Origin of the sequence: Aminobacter sp. Y103A (genome assembly GCF_030294925.1) — a bacterium.
Taxonomy (GTDB): domain Bacteria; phylum Pseudomonadota; class Alphaproteobacteria; order Rhizobiales; family Rhizobiaceae; genus Aminobacter; species Aminobacter ciceronei.
Window position 1 is genome coordinate 2,421,503 of record NZ_AP017986.1, and the last position, 13,728, is coordinate 2,435,230.

12 protein-coding genes are annotated in these 13,728 nt (G+C 64.4%); 7 read left to right on the forward strand and 5 right to left on the reverse strand.

Annotated features, from left to right (window positions below):
• Nucleotides 1–57: 57 nt before the first annotated feature.
• Nucleotides 58–1,002: a LysR family transcriptional regulator gene (locus tag Amn_RS11770; protein WP_286297181.1), complete on the reverse strand. Its 945-nt coding sequence runs from the start codon at nucleotides 1,000–1,002 to the stop codon at nucleotides 58–60.
• 237 nt (nucleotides 1,003–1,239) lie between these two features.
• Here Amn_RS11770 and Amn_RS11775 point away from each other — a divergent pair, with 237 nt between their 5' ends.
• Genes Amn_RS11775 through Amn_RS11785 form a run of 3 tightly spaced genes read left to right on the forward strand, consistent with a single transcriptional unit; the run spans nucleotide 1,240 to nucleotide 5,281 of the window.
• Nucleotides 1,240–2,070, forward strand: a complete 831-nt coding sequence (locus Amn_RS11775; RefSeq protein WP_286297185.1) for a formylglycine-generating enzyme family protein — start codon at nucleotides 1,240–1,242, stop codon at nucleotides 2,068–2,070.
• Between the two features lie 15 nt (nucleotides 2,071–2,085).
• On the forward strand, nucleotides 2,086–4,305 hold the full coding sequence (locus Amn_RS11780; protein ID WP_286297186.1) for an arylsulfatase: 2,220 nt from the start codon (nucleotides 2,086–2,088) through the stop codon (nucleotides 4,303–4,305).
• A 1-nt stretch (nucleotide 4,306) separates the two neighbouring features.
• Nucleotides 4,307–5,281 carry a nucleoside hydrolase gene (locus Amn_RS11785; protein ID WP_286297187.1) on the forward strand — a complete coding sequence of 325 codons (975 nt, stop codon included), beginning with the start codon at nucleotides 4,307–4,309 and terminating at the stop codon, nucleotides 5,279–5,281.
• 66 nt (nucleotides 5,282–5,347) lie between these two features.
• On the opposite strand, the gene Amn_RS11790 is transcribed toward Amn_RS11785, so the two are convergent.
• Complete coding sequence (locus tag Amn_RS11790) at nucleotides 5,348–6,094, reverse strand: DeoR/GlpR family DNA-binding transcription regulator (protein WP_286297188.1); 747 nt, start codon at nucleotides 6,092–6,094, stop codon at nucleotides 5,348–5,350.
• A 265-nt stretch (nucleotides 6,095–6,359) separates the two neighbouring features.
• On the opposite strand from Amn_RS11790, the gene deoC reads away from it, so the two are divergent.
• From deoC to rbsK, 4 genes are all read left to right on the forward strand, one after another.
• Nucleotides 6,360–7,349 (forward strand): deoxyribose-phosphate aldolase, encoded by a 990-nt coding sequence (deoC, locus tag Amn_RS11795; RefSeq protein WP_286298027.1) that lies wholly within the window; start codon nucleotides 6,360–6,362, stop codon nucleotides 7,347–7,349.
• A gap of 268 nt (nucleotides 7,350–7,617) precedes the next feature.
• Nucleotides 7,618–9,987 carry an aldehyde dehydrogenase family protein gene (locus tag Amn_RS11800; RefSeq protein ID WP_286297189.1) on the forward strand — a complete coding sequence of 790 codons (2,370 nt, stop codon included), beginning with the start codon at nucleotides 7,618–7,620 and terminating at the stop codon, nucleotides 9,985–9,987.
• Between the two features lie 106 nt (nucleotides 9,988–10,093).
• Nucleotides 10,094–10,660, forward strand: a complete 567-nt coding sequence (locus Amn_RS11805; protein WP_286297190.1) for a nucleoside 2-deoxyribosyltransferase — start codon at nucleotides 10,094–10,096, stop codon at nucleotides 10,658–10,660.
• A gap of 29 nt (nucleotides 10,661–10,689) precedes the next feature.
• Nucleotides 10,690–11,622, forward strand: coding sequence for a ribokinase (gene rbsK, locus Amn_RS11810; RefSeq protein ID WP_067966732.1), 933 nt, complete (start codon nucleotides 10,690–10,692; stop codon nucleotides 11,620–11,622).
• A gap of 119 nt (nucleotides 11,623–11,741) precedes the next feature.
• On the opposite strand, the gene Amn_RS11815 is transcribed toward rbsK, so the two are convergent.
• The 3 genes from Amn_RS11815 to Amn_RS11825 form a co-directional block, all read right to left on the reverse strand.
• Nucleotides 11,742–12,524, reverse strand: a complete 783-nt coding sequence (locus Amn_RS11815) for a TIGR02186 family protein (protein ID WP_286297192.1) — start codon at nucleotides 12,522–12,524, stop codon at nucleotides 11,742–11,744.
• Nucleotides 12,524–13,450, reverse strand: coding sequence for a sulfite exporter TauE/SafE family protein (locus Amn_RS11820; RefSeq protein ID WP_067963116.1), 927 nt, complete (start codon nucleotides 13,448–13,450; stop codon nucleotides 12,524–12,526). Before Amn_RS11820 ends, Amn_RS11815 begins: the two co-directional genes overlap by 1 nt.
• A gap of 61 nt (nucleotides 13,451–13,511) precedes the next feature.
• On the reverse strand, nucleotides 13,512–13,697 hold the full coding sequence (locus tag Amn_RS11825) for a hypothetical protein (protein ID WP_286297193.1): 186 nt from the start codon (nucleotides 13,695–13,697) through the stop codon (nucleotides 13,512–13,514).
• Nucleotides 13,698–13,728: the final 31 nt, after the last annotated feature.

Consider the following 13,728-nt stretch of genomic DNA (forward strand, 5'->3'; position numbering starts at 1 on the left):
TAATTACCCAGGGCAAGCCGCTGCGCGGTTTTTCCTGGGATTGCTCCTGGGCGCTGCCTAGTCGGCGGCGTTCTGCGGGCTGCGCAGGCCTTTGTTTTCGAACACCTCGACCATCGCCTTCATCAGTCCGCTATGGGCGGGCAGCCGGTCCATGCCCTGGCGGAAGACGAAGCCCAGATCGTACTGGAAGATCTCCTTGTCGGTCTTGAGCACCTTCAGGCCTTGTCCGATCGGGCTGCCGGCCACCATCGTCGATTCGAAGAACAGATAGTCGCCAGAGCGCGCCAGCTCGGCGCAGGTGAAGAGCGAGCTGGTCTCGAGCAAATAGCGGGCAGGGGGCGCTCCCCGTTCCTTCAGCCAGTCGGACAGCATCTTCAGCACGTCCCGGTTCAGGTTGAACGAGACGAACGGGTATTTGACCAGTTCCATCGGGTCGACCGGGCCCTCCACCTTGGCGAGCGGGTGATGCTCGGCGCACATGATGCCGATCTGTGCCTTGGCGACCCGGCGCGAGGTGAAGCCGGGCAGCCGGCTCTTGGCAATGACAGCACCGGCAAAGATGTCGACCCGCCCAAGCCGCAAATCCTCGATCAACTGGTCGACCGGTCCGGTCTGCACCGACAGCTGATGCCTGGGAAAACGCCGGTGAAAGCGTGACGCCGCCGGCGGCAGGATCGTCGACGACCAGACCGGGCCGGCCGCGACCCTGATGGTGGCGTCCTGCTCGGACAGGAGATTGCGGATCTCCTGCACCGCATGCTCGTATTCGAGCCCGATGATCTGCGCCCTGTTGAAGAAGGCCTGCCCGGTCGGCGTCAGGTCGGCGCCGCTGGAATGGCGTTCGAACAGGCGCGTGCCGAGCATCTCCTCCAGCCGCTTGACATTCTTGGAGAGCGCCGGCTGCGAGATGCGCAAGCGCTTGGCCGCCTTCGATATTCCCTTGTCTTCGGCGACGGTGACGAAGTGCTTGAGCAGCGTCAGATTGGGGACTTCGAACGACATGGCGGATGCCTGCCTCATAACCTATTGGAATTACCTTCAAGCCTAAATGTATTGGCCCCTGATGGAGCTTTGTCAAATAATCCTGTTATCGCCCGGAGCTGAAGTCACCAGCTGAAGCTCCTGCTATCACCAGGAAACGCCGCGATGTCGTGTTGTTCACCCGTCCGGGTAAGCGAGCCGCAACTGGCCCCTTCACACGAGGCCAGGCCAGCCGCTCGCAAGGCTGATCTCTCCGGCATGTCGGCTGTCCCCGCCGGCATCTGGCGCATCGGCCATGATGGTCCCGAGGCCTATGCCGAGGATCGCGAGGGGCCCCGGCGGATGGTCGCGAGCCCCGGCTTCCTGATCGACAGGACGGCAGTGACCAACAGCGCCTTCGCCCGTTTCGTGGCTGCGACCAATTATGTCACCGAGGCGGAGCGGATCGGCTGGTCCTTCGTCTTCTACGCCCAGCTTCATCCCCGCGCCGAAAAGGATGTGCTTGATCTCGAGACCGGATCGCCGGAATGGTGGCTGCCGGTGCGCGGCGCGAACTGGTCGAGGCCCGACGGCGCCGGCACCGACTGGCGCGACCGCGACGACCATCCGGTCGTGCACATCTCCTGGAACGACGCCACGGCCTATGCCGCCTGGAGCGGCAAGCGGCTGCCGACCGAGAGCGAATGGGAGATCGCCGCCAGGGGCGGGCTCGAAGACAGGATCTATCCCTGGGGCAACGAGCTCACGGAGCAGGGCAGGCACCGCTGCAACATCTGGCAGGGGCGTTTCCCCCGGGAGAATACGGCCGAGGACGGCTTCCTCTCGACCGCACCTGCCGATGCCTTCGAGCCCAATGGCTACGGCCTGTTCAACGTGGTCGGCAATGTCTGGGAATGGACGTCGGACAGCTGGTCGCAGAGCCAGCCCCAGCTGAAAGCGATGCGCGGCGGCTCCTATCTCTGCCACCGCAGCCACTGCAATCGTTATCGCGTCTCGGCGCGCACCTCCAACGCCGTCGATGCCGCCTCGAGCCACCTTGGCTTTCGATGCTCGGCCGACATGCCGGCGCCATCAGCCGGATCTTTCTGATTTCGAGGAACTGCAATGAAACATGACAAGTTTCCGGGCCATGTCGGCCGCACCGTCGCCGAGTCGACGCCCTGGTGGCCGACGAGCCGCAACCACAAGCAGCAGAAGCCCAACATCGTGGTTGTCGTGCTTGACGACACCGGCTGGGCCGATTTCGGCTGCTTCGGCTCGGAGATCAACACGCCGACAATCGACCGGCTGGCGGCGCGCGGGCTGCGCTACACCAATTTTCACGTCACGCCGCTCTGCTCGCCGACGCGCACCTGCCTGCTGACCGGACGCAACCACCACGCCGTCGGCATGCGGTTTCTGTCCGACACCGACACCGGCTTTCCAAATTCGCGCGGCTCAATCGACCGCGACGTGGCGCTTTTGCCGGCCATGCTGCGCGAGCAGGGGTATGGCAGCTATCTCGTCGGCAAGTGGCACCTGACGCCGTCGCATGAGATTTCGCCGGCCGGACCCTATCACAACTGGCCGCTCGGCCGCGGCTTCGACCGGTTCTATGGCTTCCTTCCCGGCTGCACCGACCAGATGACGCCCGAACTGTGCGAGGACAACCACCAGGTCGATCGCGAATTTCCCCAGAATTATCACCTCACCGAGGACCTGGTCGACCGGGCGATTTCTTACGTCCGCGACCACACCGTGTTCCGCGACGAGGAACCATTCTTCCTGCAACTGGCCTTCGGTGCCACGCACGCGCCGTTCCAGGCGCCGCGGTCCTTCATCGAACCTTATGTCGACGTCTTCGCCAAGGGCTGGGACGCGACGCGCCAGGACCGGCTGCTGCGCCAGAAGGCGCTTGGCATCGCACCTGAAGAGACCGAACTTGCGCCGCGCAACGAGGAGGTTTCGGCCTGGAACACGCTCTCCGACGATCAGAAACTGCTCTACACCCATCTTCAGGCGGCCTATGCCGGCTTCCTTGAGCACACCGACCTGCATCTCGGCCGCCTTGTAGATGAGCTCGCAAGATTGGGTGAACTCGACAACACGCTGATCATCGTGCTCTCCGACAATGGCGCCAGCCGCGAAGGCGGCAAGGATGGTGCCGTCGACACCAACGCACCCTATAGCGGACTGCCGCAGAGTGTCGACGAACAGCTCAAGCGCCTCGACCAGATCGGCACCCGTCACGGCGGCGCGCACTATCCGCAAGGCTGGGCCATGGCGGGCAACACGCCCTTTCGCCGCTACAAGCAGCATGTCGATCTTGGCGGCGTGCGCTCGCCGATGGTGGTGTCGTGGCCCGGCGGCATCGCCGCGACAGGCGAAGTCAGGACGCAGTTCTCGCATGTCATCGACCTCGCGCCGACAATCATGTCGCTTGCCGGCCTCGACCATCCGTTGCCTTGCGACGGCCGCAGCCTCGCATCGACCTTTGCCGATGCCGATGCACCGGCGCCGCGGTCCACGCAATATTGGGAGAACCTCGGTCATCGCGCGATATGGCATGAAGGCTGGCGGGCGGTCACCGAGCATCGCCAGGGCGATGCCTATGAAGACGACGACTGGCGGCTCTACGACACCGAAGGCGATTTTTCGGAATCGCAGGATTGCGCCGGACAGGAGCCGGACCTGCTCAAGGAAATGATCGGCCGCTGGTGGCAGGAGGCCGAGGCCAACAACGTGCTGCCGCTCGACGACCGGACGCTGGTGCAATTGCTGCGCGCTCGGCCGCCCATCGGGCTGATGTCACGCGACAGGCTGGTCTTCCGCCCGGGCCAGAGCCATGTGCCGATCAGCAGCATGATCGCGGGTTCGGAACGATCCATGGTCGTCACTGCATCGTTTCGCGATCGCGCCGCCGGCGAAGATGGCGTGCTGGCATCGAGTGGCGACGCGCAAGGCGGCTACGTGCTCTATGTCATGGACGGGCGCCTGAGCTTCGAACATGTGCAACTCGGCCACCGTGTCGTCTGCGTCGCCGATGCCGTCCTGCCCTCGGGAACATGCGAGGCCGGATTTGCTCTCCATAACCGAAACGGCCATTCTGCCGAAATTGTCTTGCTGCATGGCCGCCGGAGGGTAGGGGCGGCACGTATCCCGGTAACCGCCGCACATCTGTCGTTCTGGGGCATCGATGTCGGCACAGATGCGGCGGACAGGGTCTCCAGCGCCTATCCCGCCGACTTCGCTTACCCCAAGCGGTCGTTCGAGACCTTGACCATAGACTTCCTCGACCAGCCGCTGATCGAGGACGTCGCAGAAGCAATGGAAAGCACCGAGTGACATGGCACACGTCGAAGTTCTGATCGATGTCGATACCGGTGTCGATGACGCGCTGGCGCTGTCATTTGCGGCACTGCACCCTGATATCAACCTGCGGGCGGTGACCTGCGTTGCCGGCAATGCCTCGCTCGACAACGTCTACCGCAACACCCGTGCCGTCCTTTCCATTGCCGGCGCGGGACATGTTCCCGTCGCCCGCGGCGCCTCGCGTCCGTTGATTGCCGCCCCGCGCGACGCCGCCCATGTCCATGGCCATAACGGTCTCGCCGGGCTGGAGCTCGCCGTTCCTGAAGCGGACGGCAGCGACATCCATGCGGTCGAGCTCATGCGCCGGGAGATACTGGCCAGCCCGACACCGCCGACGCTGATCGCGCTGGCACCGCTGACCAATGTGGCGCTGCTGCTGCGCATGTATCCTGAGGTGGCGGCCCGGCTCGAGCGGATCGTCTTCATGGGCGGCAGCGCCAGCATCGGCAACGCCACGCCGGTCGCCGAATTCAACAGCTGGGCCGACCCGGAAGCGGTGGCGATCGTCGTCGACAGCGGCATTCCGACTGTCATGTACGGGCTCGACGTCTTCTACAGCGCGGCCGTGTCGGAGGATGATGTCGCGGCACTCGAAAGGTCGAGCCGGCCGGTGGCGCAGTTGTGCGCCAAGCTGTTCCGGCACATGGCGGTCAAGGATTCCGACCAGAAACGCATCCCTGCCGGTACCATCGCAGCCCTGGGCGATGCCGGCACGGTCTGCGCCGTTGTCGACCCCGCCGGCCTGACGACGCACAGGTTTCCGGTCAGCGTCTGCACGGATGGATCGCGGTCGCGCGGCCAGACGATCGTCGACCGTCGTTCCCATCGCGGCGAATCCGAGCTGAATGGTGCAAGCCTGGGGCAACCTGTCGATGTCGCGCTTGCGGTCGATGGCGAACGTTATGCGCAGCTGTTCCGCCGCACGATCCTGGGCAGCTCTGGAGGCTGACGGTGCAGATGGTCGGCGCAATCCCCGTGTCAGGCAATGGCCGGCGTCGGCACGAGCCCGGCTGTCTCATGTGGAGCGCTGCGAGGTCTCATCCTCACTGCGTTCTGTGACAACCGCGTCGAAGCTGCTGCTTTCGGCGAACAGGACGGAGCGCAGTCTGCCTACCTTGCTTGTGTCGATGACGAGGATATTGCGGCTGGCAGTGGCCATGACCTTTCGTTTTATCTCGGCCTCGTGGAAATGTGCGCAGGTCGCGCCTCGCGCCCAGTCGAAACCGGCGGCCGACAACAAGGCCACGTTGATGCCGAGCGATGCGATGGTGGCCAGCGCCTCTGGGCCGAAGAAGGTGGCCGAAGCGGGATAATAGACGCCGCCGAGCATCACCAGCGTCACATTCGGTTTGTGTGCCAGCCGCTCGGCAACATTGAGCGCGTAACAGACAACGGTAAGCGGCATGTCGTTGGGGATGAGGTCGACCAATTCGATGAGCGTCGTGCCGCAGTCGATGAAGATTGTCTCTTCGGCCCTGACGTAACGCAGGGCGGATTCACAGGCGCGTCGTTTGGCGTCGCGCTGCTGATCGGCAGCCATATCAAGAGTGTAGGAGTTCTCCGGTTCGAACATGCCGCGCGGCACGACATAACCGCCGAGATAGCCCAGTTTGTCCGGGTTCTGCTGGATGTCGCGACGCACTGTCATTTCGGAGACGTCAAGGAGTTTCGCGACGGCGCTGATGTGCAGCGCCCGGCCTTGTGCCAGCTCTGCCTGGAGGCGCTCCATACGCTGCGCTTTTGCTGAGCCGGCTTTCGCCACGGGAGACTCCCATCGTTGAATGTCAGAGACGTAACAAGTTGGTCCAGGCAGTACAAGTTTGCAGGATATCGTAGGACTTTTGTGAGAATTATAACATTATGATGTTGACATTGTCACAGATATAATGCCCTTTTCAGTCGCGGCGGCTCCACGATCGTGCTCTCGATCGAAGCACAAACATCGTGGTGGCCGCTTGTCCGGTAGCGCTTTGATGGATCTTGTCGTGGGATTGGCAATGGAAATGAATGAGGGCAGCGGCGCGGTCATGCGCGTGGTGCGTGCTGCGTCAGATGCCGATGTCGGCCTGCCGCGCAATCCCGGCATGGCGCTGGATCTGGGTTTTCTGGAATCGCTGCGCAGCGTCAACCGCTCGGCGCTGGAGCGCAGGGTCGGCACGCTGACCAAACGGCGCTCGATCAAGGCCGACAACCAGGCGGCCTGGCTGCTCAGGTCGATCTCGCTGATGGATCTGACGACGCTCAACTCCAACGACACCGACGAGCGTGTGCGCCGGCTCTGTGCCAAGGCGCTGAACCCGCTGCGCCGCGACCTGACCGAGGCGCTGGGACTGGGTGAGGTGCTGATCCGGCCGGCGGCGGTCTGCGTCTATCATCCGTTCGTCGCCACCGCCGTGGAAGTGGTGAAGGGGTCGGGCATCCATGTCGCTGCGGTGTCGACGGCCTTTCCGCACGGCCTGGCACCCCTGTCGACACGTCTTGCCGAGATCGAGGCGTCGGTATCAGACGGCGCCGACGAGATCGACGTCGTCATTCCGCGCGGACTGGTGTTCGGTGCGAAGTGGCAGGAGCTCTATGACGAGATCAAAGAGATGCGTGCTGCCTGCGGCGAGGCCCATCTCAAGGTCATCCTCGGCACCGGCGATCTGGCGACTTTGCGCAATGTCACGCTGGCCTCGATGGTGGCGATGATGGCGGGTGCCGACTTCATCAAGACCTCGACCGGCAAGGAAAGCGTCAATGCGACGCTGCCGGTCGGCCTCGCCATGGTCAGGGCCATCAGGGCCTATCACGAGCAGACCGGCTACCTCATCGGCTTCAAGCCGGCCGGCGGCATCTCGACGGCAAAAGTCTCGCTCGACTGGCTGGTGCTGATGAAGGAAGAACTCGGCCGGCCCTGGCTCGAACCGGAGCTGTTCCGCTTCGGCGCGTCGAGCCTTTTGACCGACATCGAGCGCCAGCTCGAACACCACATCAGCGGCCGCTACTCGGCCAACCACCGCCACGCCATGGCGTGAGGGGCGACCTGGCCATGCCGCGTTCCTTCGCGCCCCCCTCTGGCCTACCGGCCATCTCCCCCACAAGGGGGGAGATCGGCAGTTCGTCAGTTAGCGGCCACTCGGCAATGCCGACCTCGATTTCTTTGAACCGACTGCATGTCAACTTGGAGAAGGCCGCGATGACAGCTGATCTCCCCCCTTGTGGGGGAGATGGCCGGCAGGCCAGAGGGGGGCAACGTAGAGCGCTCCCCGCCCGATCCTCGCGCCGCAAAGTCCGGAGCCTCTCATGAACATTCTCGAACGATACCACGCCATGGATTATGCCCCAGCCCCCGAGGCCCGCTCAGAAGCCGATGCCTGGCTTGGGGCCCGCGATTTCTCGAAGGCGCTGTTCATCGCAGGCGACTGGCGCGCCGGCATTGACGGCAAGAGCTTCGACACATCCGATCCCTCAACCGGCAAGCTTCTGGCCAAGGTGTCGGACGCCTCTGCCGCCGACATCGAGACGGCGGTGGCCGCGGCCCGCAAGGCGCTGCCGAAGTGGAGTGCTGCCTCGGGTTATGAGCGCGCCAAGGTGCTTTATGCCATCGGCCGCGCCATGCAGCGCCACCAGCGCCTGTTTGCGGTGCTGGAAAGCCTCGACAACGGCAAGCCGATCCGCGAGAGCCGCGACATCGACGTGCCGCTGGCGATCCGCCACTTCATCCACCATGCCGGCTGGGCCCAGTCGCTGGACCGGGAATTCCCAGGCCGCAAGCCAGCCGGTGTCGTCGGCCAGATCATCCCGTGGAACTTTCCGCTGCTGATGCTGGCCTGGAAGATCGCACCCGCTCTTGCCACCGGCTGCACCGTTGTCCTGAAGCCGGCCGAGTTCACGCCGCTGACGGCAATCTTGTTTGCCGAGATCTGCGAACGCGCCGGTGTGCCCAAGGGCGTGGTCAACATCGTCCAGGGCGGACCCGAGGCAGGGGTGGCGATCGTCAACCATCCCGGCATCGACAAGATCGCGTTTACCGGCTCGTCGGAGGTCGGCAAGATCATCCGCAAGGCAACTGCGGGCTCTGGCAAGAAGCTGTCGCTGGAACTCGGCGGCAAATCGGCCTTCATCGTCTTCGAAGACGCCGATCTCGACAGCGCCGTCGAGGGGCTTGTCGACGGCATCTGGTTCAACCAGGGCCAGGTCTGCTGTGCCGGCTCGCGGCTTCTGGTGCAGGAGAGCGTAGCCGAAGCCTTCATCGCCAAGGTCAAGACACGGATGAGCCGGCTGCGGGTCGGTTCTCCGCTCGACAAGAACACCGACATCGGCCCGCTGGTCGACAAGACCCAGCTCGACCGGGTCAGGCGCCTTGTCGAGGAAGGTGCAAGACAGGGTGCCGTCTGCTGGCAGCCCGACCAGGATGTGCCATCATCAGGCTATTATCACCTGCCGACGCTGGCGACGGGTGTTGCGCCCGCCAACATCCTTGCCCAGGAAGAGGTGTTCGGTCCGGTGCTCGCCACCATGAGCTTCCGCAACACCGAAGAGGCGGTCGAACTCGCCAACAACACCCGTTATGGCCTTGCCGCCTCGGTGTGGAGCGAAAACGTCAATCTTGCCTTGCATGTCGCCCCGCAGCTCAAGGCCGGCGTGGTCTGGATCAACGGCACCAACATGTTCGATGCTGCCTGCGGCTTCGGCGGCTACCGCGAGAGTGGCTTTGGCCGCGAGGGCGGGCGCGAGGGGCTGGAGGAATATCTGGCGCCGGGCGAGCCGCATGGCCCGGTCATCAAGCCGTCGACGGCGCCGAAACAGGCCGCCCGCGACACCAGCGAGAACCAGGCCATCGACCGCACGGCAAAGCTGTTCATCGCAGGCAAGCAGGTGCGCCCCGACGGCAACTATTCGCTGCCGGTTCTCACCTCCAAGGGCAAGCTCGCGGGCGAGGTCGGCTTGGGCAGCCGCAAGGACATCCGCGATGCGGTCTCGGCGGCGCGCGCCTGCAAGGCCTGGCCCGAAGCGACCGCCTACAACCGGGCGCAGGTGCTTTATTACCTCGCCGAAAACCTGTCCGGCCGCACGGAAGAGTTCGCGACCCGCATCGTCGAACTGACCGGTGCTGCCCACAAGGCCGCCAAGGCAGAAGTCGAAGCCTCGATCGAGCGGCTGTTCTACTACGCCGGCATGGCCGACAAGTTCGAGGGCAGGGTGCACCAGCCGCCGGCACGCACCGTCACGCTTGCCCTGCACGAACCGGTCGGCGTGATCGGCATCGTCGCCCCTGACGAAGCGCCGCTGCTCGGCCTGATCTCGCTGCTCGCCCCGGCACTTGCCATGGGCAACACCACGGTCGTGGTGCCGTCCTCCACCGCGCCGCTCGTCGCCACCGACCTCTACCAGGTGCTCGAGTACTCAGACGTCCCTGCCGGTGCGATCAACATCGTCACCGGGCATACGGCGGAGCTTGCGGCGGTGCTTGCCAAGCATGACGACGTCGACGGCCTCTGGGTCGTCGCCGAGGCCGAGATCTGCGCCAAAGCGGAGGCTGAATCTGTCGGCAATCTCAAGCGCGTCTGGACCGGCCACGGCCGCAGCCTCGACTGGCCGACCGCACAGGGCGAAGCCTTCCTCCGCCGCGCCGTCGAGATCAAGAACGTCTGGGTCCCATACGGGGACTGAGGGGAATAGGGGAATAGGGTTATCGCCTTCCCTTACTCCCTTACTCCCTTACTTCCCTGCAGCCCTGGCCCTCCGCAAATAACGTCCAGTCCGAGAGCACGCAGTCATGAAAATCTATCTTGCCGGCCCCGAGGTCTTCCTGCCCAATGCGCGCGAGGTGCTTGATCGCAAGATCGAATTGACCAGGCGCTACGGCTTCGTTCCGGTCTCTCCCGGCGATCTCGAGGTGCCGGCGACCGATACCAAAAGGGCGAAAGGGCTTGCCATCAGCTCGATCAACGAACGCCTGATGATGAGCGCGGACATGATCATCGCCAATCTGACGCCATTCCGTGGCATCGCGGCGGATATCGGTACGGCATTCGAACTCGGCTTCATGTGTGCCCGCGGCTGCCCCGCCTATGCGTTTTCCAACACGGTTGGCGATCACTATGCTCGGGTAGCTGTGCTCTATGAGGGGCGCATCGAGGCCGACGCGCAGGGCCGGCCGCGGGGGCCGGATGGACTGGCCGTCGAAGATTTCGAGATGATCGACAATCTCATGCTCGACGGCGGCATCGAGGCGCGTGGTGGTGCGATCGTGACGCGCGAGGTTGCGGCCGAGGCGCTGTACACCGACCATCAGGCCTTCGAGCAATGCCTGCGGCTGGCTGCGGCCAGATTCCCGCGCTGATTTTCATGTTCGGAATGGGAGACAATGTGATGGATCGTGCCGATATCGTCGTGCTTGGAACCTTTGTCGCCGACCTGGCTTTCAAGGCCGAGCGGCTGCCGGTTGTCGGCGAGACACTGCTTGGCCAGGGTTTTGCCATGGGTCCCGGCGGCAAGGGCTCCAACCAGGTGATCGCAGCCGCACGCGCCGGTGCGCGTTCCGCCATGATCACCCGGGTCGGGCAGGATTCGTTCGGTGACATGGCCAGGCAGACCTGGTCGCGGGATGGGGTCGACACCTCGCACGTCCTGATCGACGAGGCCGCCCCGACGGGGGCGGCGTTCATCTTCGTTTCCTCGAGGACAGGCGACAACGCGATCATCATCGAGAGCGGCGCTGCGGCCAATCTGAGCCCTGCCGATGTCCGTGCCGCGGAAGGGCTGATCAGCGGCGCCAGGGTCTTCGTCACCCAGTTCGAGCAGCCCATCGAGACGGCCATCGAAGGGCTTCGCCTGGCACGCGGCCATGGCGTCACCACCATCCTCAACCCGGCGCCGGCGCTGCCGGTCGACGACGCCATCTACGTCAATTGCGATTTCGTCACCCCCAATGAAACCGAGGCCGCGACATTGACCGGGATCGACACGGCAACGGACGAGGGCGCCCTGCAGGCGGCAGCCAGCCTGGTCAGGCGTGGCGCCCGCAATGCGCTCATCACACTGGGTGCCAAGGGCGCGCTGCTGCACGGCGAGGCCGGCACGCATTTCGTCCCGGCTTTCAAGGTAACCAAGGTCGTCGACACGACGGGGGCGGGAGACGCGTTCAACGGCGGCTTCGCCGTTGCGATTGCCGAAGGCCGCAACCCGGTCGATGCCGTCCGTTTTGGCGCTGCGGTTGCCGCCCTTTCGGTGCAGAAGCCGGGTACCGCGCCCTCCATGCCGACTCGGGCCGACATCGACGCCTTCATCCGCGCCAACGGCTAGGGAAGCCACTTCAAGCCAAGCAGAAACAATAGGATAGATAGGTTTCTTGATTCAATAAAAAGCGCAGGCGCGTTAAGAGCGATTGCGCCACGGCGCGCGGCGCCCGACATGTGCCCGCCTCAGTCCTTCCTGAAGACGATCCGTCCGAGCCAACCGGTGAGCATGGCGAGCCCGATGGCGAAGAGGCCGTAGCCGAAGCCGTGGTCGGTGGCGAAGCGGAAGATGGTCTGCTCGAAGCCCGACTTGACGATGGCGAGCTGGGCCGAGGTTTCCTTGATGAAGATGCCGTTGCGAAACAGGAAGGCACGCGCCTTGTGGGTGCCGACGGGCACGTTGGGAGCAAGATGCAGCGTGGCGCGGAACAGGCTCTGCGACAGGAACTGCACGCCGCCGATATTGTCGGAGTAGAGCCCGGTCGCCAGCTTGCGCTCGCGCAGCGCCTCGGTGAACTCCTGGATGGTCAGCGGGCTGTCGCGCTTGTCCTCGGGCTCCATGTAGATGTTGTTGGCGCCCAGTGAGAGCTGGCGGTAGTTGTTGGGATCGGTGATGTCCTGCGGCTGGCGGGTGGTCGCCACCGAATAGGACATCGGCACGTTGACGAAGGTCTCGGACTGGGTGTTGATCCACATGCCGAGCACGCGGCTCTTGCGCCGCACCACCACCGGCCGCGCCGGACCCTCGAGCACGACATAGACGTCGTAGCGGCCCTGGCGGTTGATCAGCGGGTCGGCGTTTTCGAGCGCCCCGAAGATGGTGAGGTCGGCACCGGCGAAGTCGGCGGTGATGGCGACACGGTCGGTCGAGAGCCCGATCTGGATGCTTTCTGGATGCGCCGGCTCCTGGGCGCGCACTGGCCCCGCTGCCGCGAGCATCAGGGCTGCGAGATATGCCGCGACCCGCATCACAGCAGCCCGCTCACGCCGGTCAGCGAATAGAGGTTCTGCGGCTTGACGAACAGGTCGAAGCCGAGGCGCAAGGCGACCGCCAGCACCAGCAGTGCAAGCAGCGCGCGCAGCTGTTCGCCGCGCAGCTTCTGGCCGGCCTTGGCGCCGTATTGGGCGCCGGCAACGCCGCCGACCATCAGGACCAGCGCCAGGATGATGTCGACGGTCTGGTTGGTCGAGGAGTGCACCAGGGTGGTGAAGGCCGAGACGACGACGATCTGGAACAGCGAGGTGCCTACGACGACGTTGGTCGGCACCTTGAGCAGGTAGATCAGCGCCGGCACCATGATGAAGCCGCCGCCGACGCCCATGATGGCGGAGAGGAAGCCGATGCCGGCGCCGATGCCGAGCACCGGGATGACCGAGACGAACAGCTTCGAGGTGCGGAAGCGCATCTTGAAGGGCAGGCGGTGGATCCAGTTGTGCTGGCCCGACTTCTTTAGGGCCGGCGGCACGCCGCCCTTGGTGAGCCGCAGCGCATTGACGCTTTCGATCAGCATCAGCCCGCCGACGGTGCCCAAGAAGACGACGTAGAGCAAAGAGATGAACAGGTCGAGCTGGCCTATGGCGCGCAGCAGCGCAAAGACGAAGCCGCCGGCCGCCGAGCCGGCGATACCGCCGATCAAAAGCACCGTGCCGAGCTTGAAGTCGAGCGTGCCGCGCTTGAGATGGGCAAGCGCGCCGGAGAAGGACGAGGCGATGACCTGGTTGGCGCCGGTGGCGACAGCGATGGCGGGCGGGATGTTGTAGAAGATCAGAAGCGGCGTGATCAGGAAACCGCCGCCGACCCCGAACATACCAGACAGGAAGCCGACCGCCGCACCCATCGCCAGGAGCACGAACACATTGACCGACATCTCAGCAATCGGGAGATAAATGCCCACCCGCGATACTTCTCATGAAATGGCTGCTCGGGTTCGGCTGGAAGCCCGCTATTTAAGGCTGCTAGGCCTGTTCGGCTTGTCGCGGACCACCTCGAAGCGGCATGTCGGCGGGCATCGCCTTGCTCAGCGTGGCGGGGCCGGGGCCGCGCATATAGTGCCGTTCCGGGTGATACCGTTCGCGCATGCAGGCGCCGAGCAATTCGGCGAAGATCCTCTTCAGGACGATCAGTTTGTGAAGCGATGGCATCGGACTTTGTCGATCAGTTTGGGTCGATCGG